General features: G+C 70.5%; 20 protein-coding genes and 1 pseudogene. 8 read left to right on the top strand and 13 right to left on the bottom strand.

Annotation, left to right across the window (positions count from 1 at the left end):
- Positions 1 to 96: 96 nt before the first annotated feature.
- Together AC068D_RS32760 and dacB are read right to left on the bottom strand one after the other, a co-directional pair.
- Positions 97 to 1,221: a zinc-dependent metalloprotease gene (locus tag AC068D_RS32760; protein WP_478826759.1), complete on the bottom strand. Its 1,125-nt coding sequence runs from the start codon at positions 1,219 to 1,221 to the stop codon at positions 97 to 99.
- Between the two features lie 386 nt (positions 1,222 to 1,607).
- Positions 1,608 to 3,014, bottom strand: a complete 1,407-nt coding sequence (dacB, locus tag AC068D_RS32755; RefSeq protein ID WP_478826758.1) for a D-alanyl-D-alanine carboxypeptidase/D-alanyl-D-alanine endopeptidase — start codon at positions 3,012 to 3,014, stop codon at positions 1,608 to 1,610.
- 176 nt (positions 3,015 to 3,190) lie between these two features.
- Between dacB and AC068D_RS32750 the strand changes: the two genes are divergently transcribed.
- Together AC068D_RS32750 and AC068D_RS32745 are read left to right on the top strand one after the other, a co-directional pair.
- Positions 3,191 to 3,685 carry an inorganic diphosphatase gene (locus AC068D_RS32750; protein ID WP_108151010.1) on the top strand — a complete coding sequence of 165 codons (495 nt, stop codon included), beginning with the start codon at positions 3,191 to 3,193 and terminating at the stop codon, positions 3,683 to 3,685.
- A gap of 178 nt (positions 3,686 to 3,863) precedes the next feature.
- Positions 3,864 to 5,513 carry a threonine/serine exporter family protein gene (locus AC068D_RS32745; protein ID WP_478826832.1) on the top strand — a complete coding sequence of 550 codons (1,650 nt, stop codon included), beginning with the start codon at positions 3,864 to 3,866 and terminating at the stop codon, positions 5,511 to 5,513.
- A gap of 99 nt (positions 5,514 to 5,612) precedes the next feature.
- Here the strand turns inward: AC068D_RS32745 and AC068D_RS32740 are convergent, their stop codons facing one another.
- A complete protein-coding gene (locus tag AC068D_RS32740) occupies positions 5,613 to 6,326 on the bottom strand; it encodes a DedA family protein (protein ID WP_478826757.1) in 714 nt (237 codons plus the stop codon).
- Between the two features lie 161 nt (positions 6,327 to 6,487).
- Here AC068D_RS32740 and AC068D_RS32735 point away from each other — a divergent pair, with 161 nt between their 5' ends.
- Complete coding sequence (locus AC068D_RS32735; RefSeq protein WP_478826756.1) at positions 6,488 to 6,856, top strand: YbjQ family protein; 369 nt, start codon at positions 6,488 to 6,490, stop codon at positions 6,854 to 6,856.
- 66 nt (positions 6,857 to 6,922) lie between these two features.
- On the opposite strand, the gene AC068D_RS32730 is transcribed toward AC068D_RS32735, so the two are convergent.
- Positions 6,923 to 7,696, bottom strand: coding sequence for a MerR family transcriptional regulator (locus AC068D_RS32730; RefSeq protein ID WP_478826755.1), 774 nt, complete (start codon positions 7,694 to 7,696; stop codon positions 6,923 to 6,925).
- Positions 7,697 to 7,796: 100 nt separating this feature from the next.
- Between AC068D_RS32730 and AC068D_RS32725 the strand changes: the two genes are divergently transcribed.
- Together AC068D_RS32725 and gad are read left to right on the top strand one after the other, a co-directional pair.
- Positions 7,797 to 9,077, top strand: coding sequence for an ion channel protein (locus AC068D_RS32725; protein WP_478826754.1), 1,281 nt, complete (start codon positions 7,797 to 7,799; stop codon positions 9,075 to 9,077).
- A gap of 13 nt (positions 9,078 to 9,090) precedes the next feature.
- On the top strand, positions 9,091 to 10,515 hold the full coding sequence (gene gad, locus AC068D_RS32720) for a glutamate decarboxylase (protein WP_478826753.1): 1,425 nt from the start codon (positions 9,091 to 9,093) through the stop codon (positions 10,513 to 10,515).
- A gap of 373 nt (positions 10,516 to 10,888) precedes the next feature.
- On the opposite strand, the gene AC068D_RS32715 is transcribed toward gad, so the two are convergent.
- The 7 genes from AC068D_RS32715 to AC068D_RS32685 all read right to left on the bottom strand — a co-directional run bounded on the left by AC068D_RS32715 (position 10,889) and on the right by AC068D_RS32685 (position 16,908).
- Positions 10,889 to 11,629 carry an ABC transporter permease gene (locus AC068D_RS32715; RefSeq protein WP_478826831.1) on the bottom strand — a complete coding sequence of 247 codons (741 nt, stop codon included), beginning with the start codon at positions 11,627 to 11,629 and terminating at the stop codon, positions 10,889 to 10,891.
- Between the two features lie 41 nt (positions 11,630 to 11,670).
- The gene (locus tag AC068D_RS32710; protein ID WP_478826752.1) at positions 11,671 to 12,597 is read right to left on the bottom strand and encodes an ATP-binding cassette domain-containing protein; all 927 of its coding nucleotides are present in this window, start codon (positions 12,595 to 12,597) and stop codon (positions 11,671 to 11,673) included.
- Between the two features lie 79 nt (positions 12,598 to 12,676).
- Complete coding sequence (locus AC068D_RS32705; RefSeq protein ID WP_478826751.1) at positions 12,677 to 13,318, bottom strand: PadR family transcriptional regulator; 642 nt, start codon at positions 13,316 to 13,318, stop codon at positions 12,677 to 12,679.
- Positions 13,319 to 13,414: 96 nt separating this feature from the next.
- Positions 13,415 to 13,648, bottom strand: coding sequence for a hypothetical protein (locus AC068D_RS32700; protein ID WP_478826750.1), 234 nt, complete (start codon positions 13,646 to 13,648; stop codon positions 13,415 to 13,417).
- 284 nt (positions 13,649 to 13,932) lie between these two features.
- On the bottom strand, positions 13,933 to 14,469 hold the full coding sequence (locus AC068D_RS32695; RefSeq protein WP_478826830.1) for a DinB family protein: 537 nt from the start codon (positions 14,467 to 14,469) through the stop codon (positions 13,933 to 13,935).
- Positions 14,470 to 14,553: 84 nt separating this feature from the next.
- Complete coding sequence (locus AC068D_RS32690) at positions 14,554 to 16,011, bottom strand: aldehyde dehydrogenase family protein (protein ID WP_478826749.1); 1,458 nt, start codon at positions 16,009 to 16,011, stop codon at positions 14,554 to 14,556.
- Between the two features lie 63 nt (positions 16,012 to 16,074).
- The gene (locus AC068D_RS32685; RefSeq protein ID WP_478826829.1) at positions 16,075 to 16,908 is read right to left on the bottom strand and encodes a helix-turn-helix domain-containing protein; all 834 of its coding nucleotides are present in this window, start codon (positions 16,906 to 16,908) and stop codon (positions 16,075 to 16,077) included.
- 363 nt (positions 16,909 to 17,271) lie between these two features.
- Between AC068D_RS32685 and AC068D_RS32680 the strand changes: the two genes are divergently transcribed.
- Positions 17,272 to 17,775 carry an ATP-binding protein gene (locus AC068D_RS32680; RefSeq protein ID WP_478826748.1) on the top strand — a complete coding sequence of 168 codons (504 nt, stop codon included), beginning with the start codon at positions 17,272 to 17,274 and terminating at the stop codon, positions 17,773 to 17,775.
- Positions 17,776 to 17,905: 130 nt separating this feature from the next.
- Here the strand turns inward: AC068D_RS32680 and AC068D_RS32675 are convergent, their stop codons facing one another.
- Positions 17,906 to 18,163 (bottom strand): DUF397 domain-containing protein, encoded by a 258-nt coding sequence (locus tag AC068D_RS32675; RefSeq protein ID WP_478826747.1) that lies wholly within the window; start codon positions 18,161 to 18,163, stop codon positions 17,906 to 17,908.
- A 673-nt stretch (positions 18,164 to 18,836) separates the two neighbouring features.
- On the opposite strand from AC068D_RS32675, the pseudogene rpsN reads away from it, so the two are divergent.
- Together rpsN and AC068D_RS32665 are read left to right on the top strand one after the other, a co-directional pair.
- Positions 18,837 to 19,138: pseudogene (rpsN, locus tag AC068D_RS32670) on the top strand (30S ribosomal protein S14).
- 43 nt (positions 19,139 to 19,181) lie between these two features.
- Positions 19,182 to 19,691, top strand: a complete 510-nt coding sequence (locus tag AC068D_RS32665) for a hypothetical protein (RefSeq protein ID WP_478826746.1) — start codon at positions 19,182 to 19,184, stop codon at positions 19,689 to 19,691.
- A gap of 295 nt (positions 19,692 to 19,986) precedes the next feature.
- Here the strand turns inward: AC068D_RS32665 and AC068D_RS32660 are convergent, their stop codons facing one another.
- Entirely contained in the window at positions 19,987 to 21,150 is a 1,164-nt protein-coding gene (locus AC068D_RS32660; RefSeq protein WP_478826828.1) for a DUF2786 domain-containing protein, read from the bottom strand.
- Between the last annotated feature and the right edge of the window lie 72 nt (positions 21,151 to 21,222).

Below are 21,222 nucleotides of genomic sequence, written 5' to 3'. Positions count from 1 at the left end.
GCCGTTCCCCGAGCATTGCACGCCTACCCATTGCCTACGGTCCCTCGGACGAGTGATTGAGAGGGCGTCCTTCTGCCGTCGGCCGCATGACGCTCCTCAGTCTGCCCTACGGTGCACCCTCGCGACCCAGTCCGCCGGTTTGGCGATCTCCGCCTTGGTGGGCAGGGTGTTGGGCGAGGTCCAGACCCGGTTGAAACCGTCCATCCCCACCTCCTCGACCACGGCCCGGACGAACCGCTCTCCGTCACGGTACTGACGGAGCTTCGCGTCGAGTCCGAGCAGTTTGCGCAGCGCGATGTCGAGCCGTGAGGCGCCACGGGCACGGCGCTGCTGGAACTTCTCCCGGATCTCGCCGACGGACGGCACGACCTGCGGCCCCACGCCGTCCATCACGAAGTCCGCATGGCCTTCGAGGAGGGACATCACGGCGGTCAGACGTCCGAGGATCTCCCGCTGCTCCGGGGTCTGGACGATCTCCACGAGGGAACGGCCCTCGTCCTCCTCGCCCTCCGGGCGGCCGCCGGCGAGCGACTGGGCGGCCTCACGCAGCCTCTCCAGCACGGTCATCGGGTCGACGTCGGTCTCGGCGAGGAATGACTGGATCTCGCCCTCCAGATGGTCGCGCAGCCACGGCACGGCGGTGAACTGGGTGCGGTGCGTCTCCTCGTGGAGGCAGACCCAGAGCCGGAAGTCGTGCGGGGCGACGTCCAGTTCGCGCTCGACATGGACGATGTTCGGGGCGACCAGAAGAAGCCGGCCCCCGCTGCCCGGGGCGCCCGGCAGCTCGCGGGTGGGCGGGGCGAAGGTCTCGTACTGGCCGAGCACACGGGAGGCGAGGAACGAGAGCAGCATCCCCAGTTCGACGCCGGTCACCTTGCCGCCGACGGCGCCGAGCACGGCTCCGCCGGGAGTCCCCGCGCGACGCTCCTGCATCTTGTCCAGCAGGGGTTTCAGCAGCTCACGGAAGCCGGCGACGTTGGCCTTCACCCATCCGGCCCGGTCGACGACAAGAACCGGGGTGTCCTCCGGCTGATGGCCGTCCGGGATCATCCTGGTGAAGTCCCGGACGTGTTCCTCGGACGCGCTGGCATGCCGGCGCAGCTCGGCGACGACGGCACGCGCCTCGTCCCGGCTGACGTCGGGGCCAGGCCGTACCAGGCGGGTCGCGGTCGCGACCGCGAGGTTCCAGTCGACCATCTCGGCACCACCGATGCTCGTCATGCGTCAACCGTACGTTGTCGGCGCCGCTGTGCCAGCGGGTTGGACGCCATGGCCTACGGCCGGTACTGCGCCCGCAGACCGACCGGTGCACCGCACGACCCCGGCGCCACGGTGCCGACCGTCCGCTGCGCGGGGACCGGAGCGCTGCCGCACCCCCGGTGACGCCCGGACCGCGACGGGCCCCGACGGCGGAACCCGCTGCCGGCCCGCGGGCCGCCCGCACCCTCGACGGCCACCCGTCGCCCCACGGCACGGATCCGCAGCCGATCCGGGCGCCGCACGCCACCCCGGCACCCGGTCGGTCGGACGGACACACACCCCCCGGACCACGGCCCGACCGGCCCGACCGGCCCGCCGGCCGCGTACGACGCCGTGCCGGTCGGGCGCTACGGGACGAGTGCGGAGGCCATCCGGTCCAGCGCCGGGCGGCCCGCGCCGTAGGACGGGGTGTCGCCTGCCATGAACGCGAACGCCAGCAGCCGCCCGTCGGGCGAGATGGCCGTGCCCGCCAGCGCGTCCACCCCGGTGAGGCTCCCGGTCTTGGCACGCACAAGGCCTGCGGTACGGGCCTCCGAGCGTTCGCTGAGCGTGCCGGTGAAGCCCGCCACCGGCAGCCCGGTGAGGACCGGGCGGAGTTCGGGGCGGGAAGGGTCGGCGGCCCGGGCGAGCAGCGCCGTGAGCAGGCCGGCGGAGACCTTGTCCGCGCGGTTCAGCCCGCTGCCGTCGGCGAAACGGGCCTTGCCCACGGGGAGCTTCAGCCGCTTGAGCCGTTCGGTGACGGCGGCCCGGGCGCCGTCGAAGCTCGCCGGATGTCCTCCCACGACCGCGGTCCGGCGGGCCAGGGCCTCGGCGAGGTCGTTGTCGCTGTTGGTCAGCATCCGTTCGACCAGGGCGGACATGGGCGCCGAGAAGGTCCTGGCGAGGGGGACGGCCTTGGCGGGGGGCCTGGCGCGGTCCGGCCCCGCCTCGGTGTTGATGCCGCGTTCACCGAGGAGCCCCACGAAGGCGGCCGCGGCGTCGTGCGCGGGGTCCGTGCCGCGTGGGGCGGGGCCGCTGCTGGAATCGTCCAGCCGGCCCTCGTTGAGCATCAGGGGGACGACGGGCGCGATGTTCTCGTTGGGGCCGATGGGGTGCCGGACGGGGCCCTTGTACAGGGAGGTGTCGTACGACAGCCGGATCGTGCTGACGCCCCGCTCACGCAGGGCACGCGCGGTGCCGTCGGCCAGCGCTCGCAGTCGGGCCTTGTCGAGGGTGGGGTCACCGCCACCGACCAGGGTGACCCGTTTGAAGTCCGGGGCCGCGACGACCGTGGTGGGGATGCGGTGGATGGGCCCCGTCGCCGAGAGCACCGCGACGGCCGTGGCGATCTTGACGGTGGACGCCGGGGTCATGGGGGTCCCTGCGGCCTTCCCGTACAGCTGCTTGCCGGTCGCGACGTCGACGACGCACGCGGTGAGCACCGAGCCGAGCCCGGGGTCGTCCAGAAAGGGCGCGAGTGCCTGGGCGACGGGAGCGGGCGGGGCCGCGGGGGCGGCGGGGGCAGCGAGGACCCCGGGAGCACTGGGGGCGGGTGCGGGCCCCGGAGGTGACGTGCGCACCGGCGTCCGGTGATGTACGCCACCTGTTCGGGACAGCGCAGCGGCCCTGTCCTGCTCGGCCTTACGCTGACCTGAGTCCCAGGGACCGGCCGCGGTCACCGCCCCGGCCGCGAAGGCGAGGCCGACCACGGCCGCGCCTGCCGTGAACTGCCAGGTCGCGCCTGTCGTGAGCTGCCGGTTTCGGCGGTCGGGCACCCTGGACCAGCCCCTTTCGCGATCACACACCTGCGTAGGGGACACTTAATCACTGCGCCTTGCCGCGAGCATGGCACCCCGGCCAGCACCGGGCCCACCCGGCCGGAGCCCGGGGCGGTCCGCTCCGGGGAGTCGCAGCCACCGACATATGTGTTGATCATGGAGGAGTGCCACCCGTGGAGTTCGACGTCACCATCGAGATCCCGAAGGGGTCGCGGAACAAGTACGAGGTGGACCACGAGACCGGCCGGATCCGCCTGGACCGTCGTCTCTTCACCTCGACCAGCTACCCCGCCGACTACGGCTTCGTCGAGAACACCCTCGGCGAGGACGGCGACCCGCTGGATGCCCTGGTCATCCTGGACGAGCCGACCTTCCCCGGTTGTCTGATCAAGTGCCGTGCCATCGGCATGTTCCGTATGACCGACGAGGCCGGCGGCGACGACAAGCTGCTGTGCGTCCCTGCCTCCGACCCGCGCGTGGAGCACCTGCGGGACATCCACCACGTCTCCGAGTTCGACCGCCTGGAGATCCAGCACTTCTTCGAGGTCTACAAGGACCTGGAGCCGGGCAAGAGCGTCGAGGGCGCGAACTGGGTCGGCCGCACCGAGGCCGAGGCCGAGATCGAGGCCTCCTACAAGCGCCTCGAGGCACAGGGCGGCGCGCACTGACGCGTACGCCGCAGGCGGACCGGGCGGTGCACCCCACACAGGGGTGCACCGCCCGTCGCATACTGGCCGCACGTGGGCCGGGCGGGTGAGTCGCAGCGACTGAAGCGCCCGGGCGGGGGTAGCTCCGTCCGTGGCAGGGGAGATCGGATTCCTGGAACGGGGAGGAGTCGGGAGAGCGGTGGTGGCGGAGCCGGAAGGTCCCCTGGAGGACCGGAAGCCGCAGTCGGACGAGGCACGCAGCGCGTTCGCCCCGCCCGAGGGGGTGGGACAGCCCGGGCCCCCCGAAGAGGACCATCCGTCCTCCGAGTTCGCCGTTCCCGCGGGCCTGGCCACGGAACCGGCGGCGGAGCCGGAGGGGTCCGCGTTCGCCCCGCCGTCGACGTACCGCGCCAAGCAGTCCCTGCCGGTCTTCACTCCGGCCCACGGCATCCCGGTGATCCAGCTGCCCAAGGACGCGCCGTGGCAGGACCGGATGCGCACGATGCTGCGCATTCCGGTGAGCGAGCGGCCGGCGCCGGAGCCGGTGCAGCGGCACGACGAGACGGGGCCGGCCGTGCCGCGCGTGCTCGACCTGACGCTGCGTATCGGCGAGCTGCTGCTCGCGGGCGGTGAGGGCGCGGAGGACGTCGAGGCGGCCATGCTCGCCGTCACGAGTGCGTACGGGCTCGACCACTGCGAGCCGACCGTGACCTTCACCCTGCTGTCCATCACGTACCAGCCGTCGCTGGTCGACGATCCGGTGACCGCGAACCGGACCGTGCGCCGCCGCGGCACCGACTACACGCGGCTGACAGCCGTCTACCAGCTGGTCGCCGACATCAGCGCCGAGGACCACGACATCAGGCTGGACGAGGCCTACCGGCGGCTGGCGGAGATCCGCCGCAACCGGCACCCGTACCCCGGATGGGTGCTCACGGCGGCTGCCGGTGTGCTGGCAGGGGCGGCGTCCGTGCTGGTGGGCGGCGGGGTGCTGGTGTTCCTGGCGGCGGCCGTCGGAGCGATGCTCGGCGACCGGCTGGCGTGGCTGTGCGCGGGGCGCGGGCTGCCGGAGTTCTACCAGTTCGTGGTGGCGGCGATGCCTCCTGCCGGGATCGGAGTTGCGCTGAGCGCCCTCCACGCGGATCTGAAGCCGTCCGCCGTCATCACGGGTGGGCTGTTCGCGCTGATCCCTGGGCGGGCGCTGGTGGCGGCCGTGCAGGACGGGCTGACCGGCTTCTACATCACGGCATCGGCCCGGCTGCTCGAGGTCGCCTACTTCTTCGTGGCGATCGTGGTCGGCGTGCTCACGGTGCTGTACGTGGGCGTGCAGTTCGAGGCGAACCTCAGTCCGGAGGGGTCCCTGGGCCCGGTCGAGCGGCCCGTGGTGCAGATCCTGGCGTCGATGGTGCTGTGCCTGACCTTCGCAGTCATGCTCCAGCAGGACCGTTCCACCGTACTGGTCGTGGCCGTCAACGGCGGGGTCGCCTGGGTGATCTACGCGGCCATCGCCGTGACGGCGGGCGGGTCGTCGGTGATGGCGACTGCCGTGGCCGCGGGTCTGGTGGGTCTTTTCGGGCAGTTGTTGGCCCGCTATCAGCACACCTCGTCGCTGCCGTACGTCACGGCGGCGATCGGACCGCTGCTGCCCGGATCCGCCACGTACTTCGGGGTGCTCCACATCGCACAGAACGACATGGACCTCGGCTTCGCCTCGCTGGCGAGGGCAGCGGCGCTGGCGCTGGCCATTGCGATCGGGGTGAACCTCGGCGGTGAGATCGCCCGCCTGTTCCTGCGCAGCCCTGCGGCGGCAGGGAGGCGGCGCGCGGCCAAGCGGACGCGTGGCTTCTGACTCCGTCGGGACTCCGGACGGGCTCCGGCGGACGGCCGCTCCGCCGGCCGGCATCCCCGATCCGGCCGCTTCCCGGCCGTCCGGCCTGCGGGAGCCCTGTCAGCGCTTCGCGTGACGGCCGCGCGAGTTCGGCTGAGGCGGCTGCTGGGCGGCCCTGTCAACGGCCGTGGGGCCGGCGGCCGCCGCTTCCTTCTTGCCCTTGGAGCGGGCCCGCAGGAACTCGATCGCGATCGGGACCACGGACATCAGCACGATGGCGATCAGGATGGCCTCGATGTGCGTGTGGACGAAGTCGACACCGCCGAGAGCGGCCCCGAGCAAGGTGACGCCCGCGCCCCAGAGCACGCCGCCGATCACGTTGAAAGTGATGAACGAGCGGTAGTTCATCCGGCTCACACCGGCGATGATCGGTGTGAACGTACGGACGATGGGCACGAAGCGGGCCAGGACCAGGGACTTCGGTCCGTACTTCTCGAAGAAGTCGTGCGCCTTCTCCACGTTCTCCTGCTTGAAGAGCTTGGAGTCGGGGCGCTTGAACAGGGCCGGGCCGACCTTGCGGCCGAAGAGATAGCCGACCTGGTCACCGATGATCGCGGCGAGCACGATGAGGGTGCACACCACCCACAGCGGCATGTCGATCTTTCCGGCGGCGACCAGCAGACCCGCCGTGAACAGCAGCGAGTCACCTGGCAGGAAGAACCCGATCAGCAGTCCGGACTCGGCGAAGACGATGACGAGGACGCCGATCAGGCCGAACGTGGTGATCAGATAGTCCGGGTCCAGCCAGCTCGGTCCGAGCGCAAGGGTGTTCACGAGGTCCGGGCTCCTGTTGGTGTTGATGGTCGGTCGGCGTGCGTACGGCGTGTCGGCCGGCGTGTCGGCTGCCCAAAGCTATCAACGCATCCGAGCGGCGACGGGTTCCACCCGGCCCTCTCCGGATGCGAGGTGAACGGACCGCAACCAAGCTGTGCCCCATGGGCATCGATGAGTACGGCGGCGGGCAGGGCCCGCACGCCGATGTGCTGGTCGTCACAACGAACGACGTACCCGGCCATGAGGTTCAACAGGTGATCGGTGAGGTCTTCGGTCTGACGGTGCGCTCCCGGCACCTGGGCAGCCAGATCGGAGCGGGGCTCAAGTCGATGATCGGCGGCGAGCTGAAGGGTCTGACGAAGACGCTGGTGCAGACCCGCAATCAGGCGATGGAACGCCTGGTGGAGCAGGCGCGGGCGCGGGGCGCGAACGCGGTGCTGATGTTCCGCTTCGACGTCACGGAGGCGGCCGACGTGGGTACGGAGGTGTGCGCCTACGGCACGGCGGTGATCCTGGCACCGCGGCCATGAGGCGCAACGGGGTGAACCGGCGTCCGGCCCGGGCCGGCCCCGGCAGCCGGCCCGTGCCCGGTGGCGTCAGTCCCCGGCGTGCCGGGATGCGTTCGCATGGATCGCCTCGCACAGGTGTTCCGCGAGGCCGGGCCGTGCGGAGTCGTAGAACTCCTTGAAGCGCGGGTCCGCGACGTACATGTCGGCCAGACAGCGGTGGATCTCGTAGGTGCACTCGTAGAACCAGGTGATGATGTGCCGCCTGTGCTCCTCGGCGAGGTCCATCGCGCGTTCGCCCGTCGCCGGCTCGCCCTCCGACATGAGCGCGGCGTAGCGCGCGCCCCAATCCGCGGCCTCGGTCTGCATCCGCTGCCAGTCCGCCTTGGTGTAGCGCGCCACGCGCCGCTGTGACTCGGCGTACGCCGCGGTGTCGCCCCAGCGCTGCTCGACCTCGTCGGCGTACTGCTCGGGGTCGTTGTCGCCGAAGACCTCGAACTTCTCCTCGGGTGTCAGATTGATGCCCATCTTCCGTGCCTCCATGGCGTGTTCGACGGCCTTGGCCATCTTCTGCAGCTCGGCGATCCGGGCGGTCAGCAGTGCGTGCTGACGGCGCAGTTGTTCCTGCGGGTCCGCTTTCCCGGCGGCCAGATCGTCGAGCAGGGACGCGACCTGGTCGAGCGGGAAGCCCAGCTCCCGGTAGAACAGGATCTGCTGCAGCCGGTCGAGGTCGGCGTCGTCGTAGCGCCGGTGGCCCGCGTGGCTGCGGCCGCTCGGAGAGAGCAGCCCGATCCCGTCGTAGTGGTGCAGCGTGCGCACCGTCACTCCGGCGAAGCCGGCGACCTGTCCCACGGAATAGCCCATCGCCTCCCGCTCCTTTCTGGTACGCACCTCAGCCTGCGACCTCACGCCACGTGAGGTTCAAGCCATTTGATTCAAGGCTTTTTGCACCATTCCTGCCGTTATGGTGAAGCCCGTGACGACGACCGCCCCCGCCCCGCCGACCCCGGCGCGTGCACTGCTCCCACTGATCATTCCCGCGCTCGTCGTCGGCGTCGGGTCGAGTCTGCTTCTGCTGGGCGTGACCGCGGTATCGGAACAGCTGAAGAACGTCCTGTGGGCGCTCCTGCCGGACGCGCTCGGCGTCGGCCGCTACTCGCCGTTCTGGATCATCGTCGTGCTGACGGCGACGGGCGTCGCCGTCGGACTCGTGGTGTGGAAGGTGCCCGGACACGCCGGCCCCGATCCGGCCACCGTCGGGCTCGTCGACCCGCCGATGCCTGCCCCGGTGGTGCCCGGACTGCTGATCGCCGCGGCACTCGGGCTGGCGGGCGGGGTCAGCCTCGGCCCCGAGAACCCCATCACGGCCGCGAACATCGCGCTCGCGTGCTGGCTGGGCACCAGGGCGATGCGGCACACGGGGGCGGATCTGTGGGCGGCGCTCGCAGCCGCGGGCACGATCGGCGCGCTCTTCGGTACGCCCGTGGCGGCCGCCCTGATCCTCACGGAGAGCATGGCGGCACGGCCTGCGCCCGGCGCCCTGTGGGACAAACTGTTCGCCCCGCTCATCGCGGGCGGGGCCGGCTCGCTGACCACCGTGCTGATCGCGCATCCGACGTTCGACCTCTCCCTGCCCAGGCTGTCGGGGTCGCGCTGGGGCGATGTGCCCGCGGCGATGGCGGTGTGCTCGCTCGGCGCGCTGGTCGGGATGGCAGCGGTGTACGCCTTTCCGCACATCCACGCCGCCTTCAGGAAACTGCGGCATCCCGCCCTGATGGTCACCGTGGGCGGGCTGGTGCTCGGGCTGCTCGGGGTGCTCGGCGGGGAGCTGACGCTCTTCAAGGGCCTGACCGAGATGAAAGTGCTGGCCTCGGACCCGACGGGCTGGTCGTACGAACAGTTCGCGCTGATGACCGTGGTCAAGCTGGCGGCGCTCACGGTCGCGGCGGCATGCGGCTTCCGCGGCGGACGGATCTTCCCCTCGGTGTTCATCGGGGTCGCCCTCGGACTGGGGGTCAGTGCACTCGTACCCGAGGTTCATCCGACGCTCGGGGTGGCCACCGCGGTACTCGGTGTGCTGCTGGCGGTCACCAGGCAGGGCTGGCTGAGCCTGTTCACCGCGGCCATCCTCGCCGCCGACCCCCATGTGTTCCCGCTGCTGTGCATCGCCGTGCTGCCGGGCTGGCTGCTGGTGACCGGGCGGCCCCAGATGCAACTCCACCACGACGGCACATCACTGCGCTGAAAGGCGAGCGGACATGGCACTGCACAAAGGCGGCGCGCAAACCGAGGAGAGCGAGGAGCGACGCAGGCTCTCGCTCAATCCGTTCTACGGCGAGGCCGACCCCACCGGGTCGATGACCTCGGCACCTCCCAAGCACCAGCTCCCGGACGGGCCGATGCCGCCCTCGACGGCCTATCAGCTGGTCCATGACGAGCTCATGCTGGACGGCAACTCACGGCTGAACCTGGCCACGTTCGTCACGACGTGGATGGAGCCGGAGGCCGGGGTGCTGATGGCGGAGTGCCGCGACAAGAACATGATCGACAAGGACGAGTACCCGCGGACGGCCGAGCTGGAACGGCGGTGTGTGGCGATGCTCGCCGACCTCTGGCACGCGCCGAACCCGGCGTCGACGGTGGGCTGCTCGACGACCGGGTCGAGCGAGGCGTGCATGCTCGCCGGGATGGCGCTGAAGCGACGGTGGGCGAAGCGGAACGCGGACCGCTATCCCGGCCCGGGCGCCCGGCCGAATCTCGTCATGGGCGTCAATGTGCAGGTCTGCTGGGACAAGTTCTGCAACTTCTGGGAGGTGGAGCCGCGGCTGGTGCCGATGGAGGGGGACCGCTTCCACCTCGATCCGGAGGCCGCGGCCGGGCTGTGCGACGAGAACACCATCGGTGTGGTCGCGATCCTGGGGTCCACCTTCGACGGGTCGTACGAGCCGGTCGGCGAGGTCTGTGCGGCGCTGGACGCCCTCGAGGAGCGTACGGGCCTGGACATCCCGGTGCATGTGGACGGGGCGTCGGGGGCGATGGTGGCCCCCTTCGTGGACGAGGACCTGGTCTGGGACTTCCGTCTGCCCAGGGTGTCGTCCATCAACACCTCCGGTCACAAGTACGGTCTGGTCTACCCGGGGGTGGGGTGGGCTCTGTGGCGCTCGCCCGAGGACCTGCCCGAGGAGCTGGTCTTCCGGGTCAACTACCTGGGCGGCGACATGCCGACGTTCGCGCTCAACTTCTCGCGGCCCGGAGCGCAGGTGGTGGCGCAGTACTACACCTTCCTTCGGCTCGGGCGCGAGGGCTACCGGGCGGTCCAGCAGACGACACGGGACGTGGCGTGCAACCTCGCCAAGAAGATCGATGCGCTGGGCGATTTCCAACTGCTCACCCGGGGGGACCAGTTGCCGGTCTTCGCCGTCACGACCGCTCCGGACGTCAAGAACTTCGACGTGTTCGACGTCTCGCGACGGCTGCGGGAGAACGGCTGGCTGGTGCCCGCGTACACCTTCCCGCCCAACCGCGAGGACCTGTCGGTGCTGCGTTTCGTCTGCCGGAACGGCTTCTCTGCGGACCTGGCCGCCCTGCTGATGGAGGACCTGACCCGGGTCATGCCGGACCTGCGGGCCCAGAGCGCTCCGCAGAGCAAGGACAAGGCGGCCGTGACCGGCTTCCACCACTGAGCCCGGCCGGGGCCGCAACGCGTCCCCCGCTGCGGTGACGGGTGTGCCGGGGACCCACGCGTCCGGTGCACGAGGTCTCCCCCGGCCCCGCCTGGTGAGGGGAAGGACCGCCAGGCGGTGGGACACCCCTGGCTCAGCCAGGGGTGTCCCAACCGGCCGGAGGCCGGAGACAGCCCTGGCGGATGGGGGTACCTCCCGGGCGTGGCTCCCAGGGAGTACTGAGGAGCCCGGGACCGCGCAGCGACGCGCCGTGCAGGGCGCGTCGCGAGGCGGTGAACCCGTCCGGTCACCGCACCCAGGGTCCTTCGTTCGGACAACGCGGCGAGCGTGCGTACCCGGGCACGCGAGCCCGGCAAGGTCCGAACAAGAGGCCCTAGTGGCTCAGCCGTGCGAAGCGGCGCACCGCCAGTGGGAAGAACAGGGCGAGCAGCGCCAGCGGCCAGGCGACGGCCAGCAGCTGAGCGTGCTCGGCCGCCCAGGAACCGCCCGACGGGATGCCCGACAACTCCCGTACCGACGTGGCCGTCGCCGAGAGAGGGTTCCACTCGACCACGGCGCCCAGCCAGTGCGGCATCGACTCCGGTGCCGCGAAGGCGTTGGAGAGGAAGCCGACCGGCCAGACCAGGATCTGCACGGCCTGCACCAGTTCGGGCCTTCCCGCCACCATGGCCAGCTCGATGCCGAGCCACAGCATGGCGAAGCGCAGCAGGAGCAGGAGCCCGACCGCCCCCAGGAGCGCCCCGAACCCGCCGTGCCAGCGCCAGCCGGCCGCATGCCCGACCCCGATCATCACGACCAGGCCGAGCGCCGACTGGAGCATGTCGGCCGCGCTCCGGCCGACCAGCACCGCCGAGTCCGCCATGGGCATCGCGCGGAAGCGGTCGATCACCCCCTTGTTGAGGTCCTGGGTGACGGCGAGCATCGTCGCCTCGAGTCCGAAGACCATGGTCAGCGCCAGCATGCCGGGCACCAGATAGCCGATGTACTCGCCCTCGACGTCCCGTCCGCCGCCGATCAGATAGCCGAACATCAGCAGCAGCATCACCGGGAAGACGAGTCCGACGGCGACCGTCACCGGCTGCCTTGCCCAGTGGGCGAGTTCACGCCGGGTCATGGTCCATGAGTCGCTCAGCACATGTGCGTGCACGCCCGTACTCACACCGCCTCCTTCGTGAGGTGCAGGAATACCTCGTCGAGCGTGGGCCTGCGCAGTGCGATGTCCTCCGCCTCGATCCCGGCCGCCTCCAGCGCCCGTACGGTCTCGGTCAGGGCGGCCATGCGGTCGGTCACCGGTGCGCTGAGCAGCCGGCGGTCCTCGTCCACGGCCGGCTCGCCGGGCAGCACGGCCGCGGCGCGCGCCAGGTCCGGCGCCTTCCGGACGACGACGTCGATCCGGTCGCCGCCGAGCTTCGCCTTGAGTTCGGCGGCCGTGCCGTCCGCGATCACCCGCCCCTGGTCGATGACCGAGATCCGGTCGGCGAGCTGGTCGGCCTCCTCCAGGTACTGCGTGGTCAGCAGCACGGTCGTGCCGCAGCCGACCAGCGAGCGCACGGCGCCCCACACCTCAGCCCGCCCGCGCGGGTCCAGCCCGGTGGTCGGCTCGTCCAGGAAGAGCACCTCGGGCTCGGTGATCAGCGAGGCGGCCAGGTCGAGCCGGCGCCGCATACCGCCGCTGTAGTGCCTGACCGCCTTGCGTCCGGTGTCCACGAGCCCGAACCGCTCCAGCAGCTCGTCGGCCCTCGCTCCGGCCCGGCGTGCGCCCAGATGATGGAGCCGCCCGAACATCTCCAGGTTCTGCCGTCCGCCGAGCTCCTCGTCCACCGCCGCGTGCTGTCCCAGCAGTCCGATGCGGCGCCGCACCGCGGCGGCCCCGGTCCGTACGTCGTGGCCCGCCACCCGCACGACGCCCGAGTCATGGCGGAGGAGCGTCGTCATGATCCGTACGGCAGTGGTCTTCCCCGCTCCGTTCGGCCCGAGTACCGCGTGCACCGTGCCCCTCGCGACGGCCAGGTCGAGGCCGTCGAGCGCCTGCTTCGCGCCGTAGCGCTTGTGCACGCCCTCGGCGACGATCACGTCGGTCATCCGTCTCCCTCCCACTGATTAGTCAAACTTGACTAGCTAGTGAAAGATAGGCCACGGCAGTGCAAGTGGTCAAACTTGATTAACCCTGGTCCCCGGGATGGGGAGTTCCTGTCGCATACGGGTTCTCCTCCCCCTCCGCGAGGACCCCCACGAACGGCTCGCCCTCGCCGGCGAAGGTGTAGGCCCCGCCCTCGATCCGCTCGATCAGGCCCCGCGTCCAGGCAGCACCGGCGTCCGCCGAATGGACCCACATATTCATGATCTCGCCGATGTGGCCGAGTTGCTCGGGCCCCCCCTCGGGGCTGTAGTACTCGGTGACCGACGTCCGCCATTCCTCCAGGCCGCGCACCCGCGCCCTGAGCAGATCCACCGCCTCCTGCCGCTCCAGATCCACGATGAAGCCGACCCCGGCGGAGAGCATGTCCACCTTCTGGTCGTGCGAGACCAGCGCCTCTCGCAGGAGGGCGAAGAACTCCGAGGTGCCCTTCTCGGTGATCTCGTACTCGGTGCGCGGCGGGCCGCCGACCGTCGACGGGGCGATCTCATGGGCGTGGAGCAGGCCCTGCTTGGCCATCTGCTTCAGCGCGTGATAGATCGAGCCGGGCTTGGCGTTGGACCACTCGTGCGCCCCCCAGTACTCGAGATCGTTGCGGACCTGATAGCCGTGCGCCCGCCCGTGCTGCCGCACGGCCCCGAGGACCAGAAGCCTGATCGCTGACATCGCGCGCCTCCCTGTTCAACTTTGACCAGAGTACGCGCGCCACCCCGTCCGGCACGGGTGGGAATCCGCTTCTCACGGGCCCTCACCCCGGCCTGCTCAGGGCACCCACTTGTACTTGCCTCCTCCCACCCACCTCACGTAGGCGGGGTCGTCGAGGTCGACATGGGCCAGCCCCGCCCGGTGCGCCAGCTTGACCACATCGATCATGTCGTAGGCGGTCCCGGCCAGTTCGCCGTTGATCTCCACCAGACGGAACGGCGGATCGTGCGGCACGACGGCGAGGACGACGACGGGGGTCGGGGTGAACTCCTCGTGAGCATCGTTCGTCATGCTTACAGCGTGTGGCAGAGGGGCTGTACGCACATGTCGAGCAAACCGGCGGCCAAGTCGAGCCAACCTGCGACGCCGGCGCGGTGACGGAAGGATCCGACGGCAGCCGACACCCGGCACGGGCGCGTTGCCGCCCGGCAGTCCTTGCCGTCGGCCCGGCGGCCCCGGGGAGACCCGTGCACCGGGCTCCGCGAGCTTCCCCGCCGAGCTCCCCGCAGTCCGCCAGGACAGGACCTAGTCCCGTGCAGGGCGTCGCGAGCCGGTGAACCCATCCGGTCACAGCACTAGCCGCTCTCCTCGGCCACCAGATCGAACGCGTTCCTGCCGTCGAGCGACTCCCGGACAATGTCCGCGTGCCCCGCGTGCCGGCCGATCTCCTCGATCAGGTGCAGCATCAGCCAGCGCATGGACACCCGTCCGTCCTTCGGGAACCAGGGTGAGTCGGGCAACGGGAAGGTCTCGTCCATGCTGGGCACCGAGCGGATGAACTCCTCGGTCTCCTTGGCCACCGCGTCCCAGAAGGCCAGCACGCCCGGGATCGTCTCGTCCCCGACGAGCCGGAAGCCCTCGCTCCAGGTCACCTCCGTGCGCTGCCGCTCGCTCTGCTTCTGCTGTGCGAGCCGCAGCCAGTTCAGCTCGCCCTCGGCGACATGCTTCAGCAGACCGGACAGGGACAGCTCACTGGCGCTGGGGCGGCGTGCCGCCTGCTCCTCGGTGAGCCCGAGCACGGAACGGCGGACAGCCCCACGCTGCGCCTCGACGAAGTTCAGCAGGGCTCCGCGCTCGTCGCCGTGACTCTCCGCAGGAACGTGAGTGACCATCATGTGCACCCTTCGTGAGGTGGGTTCTCCCGACACCTCACAAACTACGGCCCCTTGCGGACAGCTTCTGTCCTCAAGCAGAACTCACAGCGGATAGCGGGTCCGGCCGTGCTGCACCGAGATCCACTTCTGGGTGGTGAACGCCTCCACCGTCGCATCGCCGCCGAGCCGCCCGAGCCCGGAGAGCTTCTCCCCGCCGAAGGCCACCAGGGGCTCGTCCTGGATCGTCGAGTCGTTGACGTGAAACATGCCGCTCTCGATGCGCTGGGCGAACCGCACACCCCGCTCCACATCGCGCGTGTGCACCGCGCCGCTGAGGCCGTACGGACTGTCGTTGGTGGTCCGCACGGCCTCGTCCTCGCCGTCGAACGAGGCCAGAAGTGCCACCGGGCCGAAGATCTCCTGCCGCAGCAGAGGCGAGTCCTCGGGGAGCCCGGCGAGGACGGTCGGCTCCACCAGATTGCCGCGGGTGCGGCCACGGACCAGCGCCGTGGCACCGTCCGCCACCGCCTGGTCCACCAGCCCGGACAGCGCCTCCGCCTGGAAGTTGTTGATGACGGGGCCGATCTGGGTCTCGGGGTCCCGCGGGTCGCCGGTGCGCAGCGCCGCCACCCTCGCGACGAACTTCTCGGTGAACTCCGCCTCGAGTGACCGGTCGACGAGTATCCGGTTGGCGGCCATACAGACCTGCCCCTGGTACACGAACCGGCTGAAGACCGCGGCGTCGACGGCATGGTCGACATCGGCGTCGTCCAGGACGACCAGCGCGCCGTTGCCGCTCAGCTCCAGGATCGTCCGCTTGAAGTTGCTGCCGGCGACCGCACCCACATGACGACCCACACGGTCCGAGCCGGCGAACGAGATCACCTTGGGGACGGGATGCTCTATGAGGGCGTCACCGATCTCGGCGATGTCCGTGACCAGGACGTTGAGCAGTCCGGGCGGCAGCCCCGCGTCCTCGAAGATCTTCGCGATCAGCCCGCCCCCGACCACCGGGGTGTTCTGGTTGGGCTTGATGACCACGGCATTGCCGAGCGCCAGCGCCGGTGCCACGGACTTCAGGGTCACGAGGAAGGGGAAGTTGTACGGCGTGATCACACCGATGACGCCGACGGGCAGCCGGTAGACGCGGTTCTCCTTGCCGTCCACCAGGGAGGGCAGGATCCGGCCCTCCGGACGCACCGCCAGCTGTATCGCCTCGCGCAGGAACTCCTTGGCGAGACGGATCTCGTAGCCCGCCTTGAGCCGGGTCCCGCCGAGCTCCTCGGTGATGGCCTCGGCTATCTCGTCCTCGCGCTCGTCCACTATGCGCAGCGCACGCTCCAGGACGATTCTGCGGGTGTACGGACTGGTCGCCGCCCAGGGCCGCTGCGCCCGCTCGGCCGCGCGGTACGCCTGGTCGACCTCCGCGACCGTGGCGACGGTGACAGCCGCCAGTTTCTCGCCGTTGTACGGATTGAAATCGATGATGTCCCACGAGCCACTGCCGGTCCGCCACTCGCCGTCGATGTACTGGTGGGCCAGGTCGGTGAAGAAGGACATTCGATCCCTTACTGCAGGCGCAAACGGTGCAGACCCCTGATGGCGTGTCATCGTACTGTCGTCTTACGTAAGTTGGAGCAGGCCGCGGAGGAGGTCCCGGCTCTCCTCGGGTCCCGGCGAATCACCCTGCAGCCGCTTCATCACCCGTTCGTACTGGGCGACCTCTTCGCGCTTGTCGAGATACAGCGCGCTGGTCAGCTGCTCCAGATAGACGAGATCGGAGAGGTCCGACTCGGGGAAGCGGAGCATCGTGAACGCCCCGGACTCTCCCGCATGGCCGCCGAAGCTGAACGGCATCACCTGAAGGGTGACGTTCGACTGCTCGGAGATCTCGATCAGATGCCTCAGCTGCCCCTGCATCACCGACCGGTCACCGTAGGGCCTGCGCAGCGCTGCCTCGTCCAGTACCGCATGGAAACGCGGGGCCCGCTCGGAGACGAGCGCCTTCTGGCGTTCCAGGCGCAGCGCGACCCGGCGGTCGATCTCGGCGCTCGGGGCCCCGGGCATCCCGCGGGAGACGACGGCGTGTGCGTACGCCTCGGTCTGGAGCAGGCCGTGAACGAACTGGACTTCATAGATCCGGATGAGGGAGGCGGCGCCCTCCAGGCCGATGTACGTCTGGAACCAGCCGGGCAGCACATCGCCGAAGCTGTGCCACCAGCCCGCCACATTGGCCTCCCGGGCCAGGGCGAGCAGCGAGTCGCGCTCCGCGTCCTCCGTGACGCCGTACAGCGTGAGGAGGTCCTCGACGTCCCTTGCCTTGAAGCTCACCCTTCCCAACTCCATACGGCTGATCTTGGATTCGGATGCACGGATCGAGTAGCCGGCCGCCTCGCGGGTGATGCCGCGCGATTCGCGAAGCCGCCTCAGCTGCGAGCCCAGCAGGATGCGCCGCACCACGGAACCTCCGCCAGAGCCCTCGGCCTGGGGGTACCCCCACGACTCCCCTGCGCTCACGTCTCCGGCCCTCCCATCGCCTCGGTGTCACGGAGCACCCCCGAACCCCGAGCCCCGGATTCTGCCACCAAAACGCTTCGCCCCGTACTCAATCGATTACGGAAATGGGAGGCGATCGGGAAGGGCGTGAAAGAAGCCCTGGGGGAGAAAAGAGCGTCAATCACCACGGGGGTGGACAGGCCGGGCGCGTGCACGTGCATCTGCCCTTGCATCTGCCTACCTCATTCGGAACCATGGACCCCGCGCACCTGCGTACTCGTTCGTGTTGTAGCGTCACAGCCGCGATTCCCGGGAGTGCCTCGCATGGGGACGAATGGATCGACCATGCTCGAGCCGTTACGGCAGGGGCTTCCGCCTATCGATCCCGCGGCCGTCTCCAGCTCCGCCTCCTGCGCCCTGCCCTCCCGTTACGAAGCCGTACGCGGCGCGCGGAAGTTCACGAGCAGAACGCTGACCCAGTGGGATCTGAGCGACCGCTTCGACGATGTGGCACTCGTCGTCTCCGAACTCGTCACCAACGCACTGCGTCACGCCCTGCCCGCGAACGCCCCGCGCGACGGCGAGCCGGAGCAGCCCGTGCGCCTGCATCTGATGCGCTGGACGGGACGACTGGTGTGCGCGGTGCGCGATCCCAGCCGGGAGAGCCCCGTGGCGTCCGAGGCGGAGGACTCGGCCGAATGCGGCCGTGGTCTGTTCCTCGTCGACTCCTTCAGCGACAGCTGGGGCTGGCATCCGCTGGCAGGGCCGCTGACCGGGAAGGTGGTCTGGGCACTGTTCCGGCTGCCGGCGGGCGAGAAGCACGACTGACGTCGCACGAGCGAGCCCTTGCAACGGCCACGTCCTGTCCGCAGGGGCCACACGCTGCACCCCCGGGAACTACGCGCGTCAACTCCCGGCGGGACAGCCCGACGTCGGCCGGGTCACGGCGCGCGGGGAGTCACCGGGCGCCTGCGGGCCGGCCGCCGACCAGATGGTCGAACTCTCCGTCCTTCACGCCCAGCAGCAGCGCCTCTATCTCGGCCGGCGTGTAGACGAGCGCCGGCCCGTCCGGATAGCGCGAGTTGCGCACAGCGACCTCCCCGCCCGGCAGCTTCGCGAACTCCACGCAGGAACCCTGCGAATTGCTGTGGCGGCTCTTCTGCCAGACGACTCCGTGAAGCTCTGTGGCCGCCATGCCGTTGTACACGTCGTGCACAGGACGCTCCCCGAGTTACAAGGTGCAAGTGTCAACTGTCTCGGATCATAGCTGTGTTCATATGCGAATGCATGAGCAGATGCACGTGCACGAGCGGTGGTGCGGTGGTTACAGCCCCGCTGACCCCTCAGGAGATCGTGTGCAACGCCCCCGCAGGGTGGGCCGTCCCGGACCGCAACCCCCGTGCACGAGAAAGAGACGCGTTCCACGGCTCTCCGGCTCCCTCGTCCGGGCAATTCGGCCGGAGAAATACGGAATGCGGGCCACCGCCGGCCCGGTGGGCTCGGCGCATCCGCTCCCGTTGGAAGACCTCTGTCCGGGTCTCGGCAGCCCGGGACCCCCTCCTGGGATTCCGGCGCGCCTCCGTGCACGGCCGCCTTGGGTCTTTCGTTTGGATCAGGCTGGATCAATGAGCGGGGTCCGGTGCGTGCGATCGCAAGGCGGAGGAAGGAGCCCACGCGGAGCGTGGGCGACCGACGACAACGCGGCGAGCGTGCGTGCCGGGGCACGCGAGCCCGGCAAGATCCATACGAGAGGCCCTGTCGGCCGACCCGCTTCGGAGCTCGGCATACGCCTGCTGACGGAGCGTTCGCCGGACATGCGACTGGCCTTCCGGGGGACCTCGAGGTGCGGCCGCGGTGGCCAGGATCCGTGCCCACGGGGTGAAAATCCGATGGCGAAGAAGAGCACGGTCGCGCGGAACGAACGACGCAGGGGAGCCGTGGAGCGATACACCGCGCGGCTCGCGGAACCGAAGGCACTCGTCCGCCGACCCGGCACACCGGAGGCGCAGCGGCGCACGGCCGGGCCGAACTGCGACGTCAGCCGCGTGACGCGAGCGCGACGCGAGTCCGCGGGGACACGACCGACAGCCGGCCACGCTGCCGTGTCAGGAAGTTCGGGCTGTCACGGGTGCGATTGCGGGAGCAGGTACACGCGGCGTTCCTCCCCGGAGTGACCAAGTCCTCCTGGTAGCGGGCTGATAGCTTGGCGCGGTCTTGCAAGCGACCAGGGGGACATGATCGTGCACAAGATCGCACGCACCGGATTTGCCGCAGCGGGTCTCGTCGCCGCACTCGTACTGACGGGCTGCGGCAGCGGCGGCGACGCGGACAAGAACCGCGGAAAGCCGTCGGCCACGCCGAGCGCGGCGACCGGCGGCGGGACCGGCGGGAGCTCCGAGGGGCCCGGGGCCGGGGACATCGAGGGCACCTGGGCCGCACAGAGCGACGGAAAGGTCGTCGCCCTTTCGGTCACCGGCGGCCACGCCACAGTGATCGCCGGTCAGCGCGTCTGCAACGGCCAGGTCAAGGAAGCGGAGAAGGTGACGCTGTCCCTGAAGTGCACGGACGGCGACACCGAGCGCACCTCCGGGACGGTCGAATCCAGCGACGGGAAGACCGTGGTCGTGTCCTGGTCCTCCGGCGCGAAGGACACCCTGATGAAGACGGAACCGGGGTCGGGGTTCCCCTCCGGCCTCCCGGCCGACCTTCCGACGGAGCTGCCGACAACGCTCCCCACCTCGTGACCGGGTGAACCGCCGACAGCCGCGCTCCTCGTCACGGCCATGACGACCAAGGGCCGGCCGTGACGACCAGGGGGTGGCAGCCGCCGCGAGGCAGCCACCCCTTCTCGATGCCGCCGTGGCCTGACGGAGGGTCCGGCCCCGGCATGAGCGAGGCGGAGGCACGTCTCAGCCGTCGGTCGCGTCCGGTTCCTCACCGGCGCGGCGGCCGGGCCTCGCCCTCACCCGGCGGCACGGACGCCGGTGATCGCATGGTCGGCGCCTCCCGCCGAGGACTGCACGACCGCCCTCGGAGGCGCTACTCGCCTCTTCCCTCGGTGTCCGATCCGGGCCGTAGCTCGTCGCGGCGGCCGTGTGCCGGCATCCGGGCCGTGTCGGCGGCGGTGGTGCCGTGGTGCCAGCCCGCCGCATCGGTGGCGCCGCGGACCCGGGTCCTGACCGTCTCCGGGAAGAGCCGGTCCGCGTGGTCCGTGACCGCCACGTCCCGGACCGCGAGGACGGGGAGCAGATCACCCGTACCCGCCTCCTCCGTGGCGTGTGACGCGGCCTCGGTGAGCCGGGTGCCGATGCGGTCCGCGTAGGCCAGGAGGAACGACTGGCGGAAGGTCTTGGTGCGCTTGCGGCCCGCGGCACGCTGGGACGCCTCCGCGCGGGTCATCGCGGTCGTGCCCTGGACCAGCAGGGAGGTGTGGAGCAGCTCGACCGCGTCCAGGTCCGGCCCGAAGCCCACCACCGTGGAGAAACCGAGCGCGCTGTTCCAGACCGCACGGCAGCGGTTCGCCGAGGCGACGGCGTCGAGGAGGATCGCCTTGGCCTCCTCGTACGGCGCGTCGACACCGATCCGGCAGGCGACGGGCACGTCCGCACGCTGGGTTCGCGCCGCGAGCAACGCCTCGTCGATGCTGTGCCGCGCCATCAGCTCCTGGGCCTTCGCGGTGAGCGCCTCCGCCTCCTCGGGGTAGTCGGTGGCTTCCGCCTTGGCGAGGAGTCCACGGATCCTGACCAGCATGCGGGGCTCGTCCCCCCGTACGGGCGGCGGCAGGTGCACCGGCGATCCGGGTACCGGGCCGACGGGTTCGATCGCGGGGAGCCGCACGAGCAGCCGGTAGAGCTCCAGCAGGGCGGTAGCCCAGGAGAACCGGTCCGCGGGCCGCACGGGCCCGGCTGCGGGCAGCCCCGCCAGCTGAGCAGCCCAGCGCGGCGGCAGATCCTGCCCGTACCGCCGCGTCTCGCGCGTGATCAGCCCGGCGGCCAGTCGTATGTGCACCTCGCCGAGGTCGCGTCGGACGATCCTCACGACATCGGCGGGCTGCCAGCCGCGTTCCCAGGCCCTGCGCACGAGTTCCTCGCCGCGCCGCATCAGTTCCGCGTCCGCAGCGGGGTCGGAGGCCAGCAGGGACGCACCGGTGTCGAGCGCGTCGTCGTCATCGGCGTACAGCGCACCGCCGAGCGCTCGCTCCACCACATTCACGTCGATGGAGCCTACGCGACCGTCCGGCCGTCCGGTCCCGGCGGCCGGACGCCGGGGCCGGAC

The organism is Streptomyces sp. NPDC043861, assembly GCF_056435905.1.
The sequence above is the reverse complement of the archived record's forward strand: the minus strand, read 5'-3'. Positions and strand labels throughout refer to the sequence as shown.

Bases quoted from the DNA above. Each gene is read 5' to 3' on its own strand.
- AC068D_RS32715 (WP_478826831.1), bottom strand. From the start codon at position 11,629: ATGACCCGGCGTGAACTCGCCCACTGGGCAAGGCAGCCGGTGACGGTC.
- AC068D_RS32705 (WP_478826751.1), bottom strand. From the start codon at position 13,318: ATGTCAGCGATCAGGCTTCTGGTCCTCGGGGCCGTGCGGCAGCACGGG.
- AC068D_RS32695 (WP_478826830.1), bottom strand. From the start codon at position 14,469: ATGGTCACTCACGTTCCTGCGGAGAGTCACGGCGACGAGCGCGGAGCC.
- AC068D_RS32735 (WP_478826756.1), top strand. From the start codon at position 6,488: ATGGGCATCGATGAGTACGGCGGCGGGCAGGGCCCGCACGCCGATGTG.
- AC068D_RS32700 (WP_478826750.1), bottom strand. From the start codon at position 13,648: ATGACGAACGATGCTCACGAGGAGTTCACCCCGACCCCCGTCGTCGTC.
- AC068D_RS32760 (WP_478826759.1), bottom strand. From the start codon at position 1,221: ATGACGAGCATCGGTGGTGCCGAGATGGTCGACTGGAACCTCGCGGTC.
- AC068D_RS32665 (WP_478826746.1), top strand. From the start codon at position 19,182: ATGATCGTGCACAAGATCGCACGCACCGGATTTGCCGCAGCGGGTCTC.
- gad (WP_478826753.1), top strand. From the start codon at position 9,091: ATGGCACTGCACAAAGGCGGCGCGCAAACCGAGGAGAGCGAGGAGCGA.
- AC068D_RS32725 (WP_478826754.1), top strand. From the start codon at position 7,797: ATGGTGAAGCCCGTGACGACGACCGCCCCCGCCCCGCCGACCCCGGCG.
- AC068D_RS32680 (WP_478826748.1), top strand. From the start codon at position 17,272: ATGGGGACGAATGGATCGACCATGCTCGAGCCGTTACGGCAGGGGCTT.
- AC068D_RS32730 (WP_478826755.1), bottom strand. From the start codon at position 7,696: ATGGGCTATTCCGTGGGACAGGTCGCCGGCTTCGCCGGAGTGACGGTG.
- AC068D_RS32690 (WP_478826749.1), bottom strand. From the start codon at position 16,011: ATGTCCTTCTTCACCGACCTGGCCCACCAGTACATCGACGGCGAGTGG.
- AC068D_RS32710 (WP_478826752.1), bottom strand. From the start codon at position 12,597: ATGACCGACGTGATCGTCGCCGAGGGCGTGCACAAGCGCTACGGCGCG.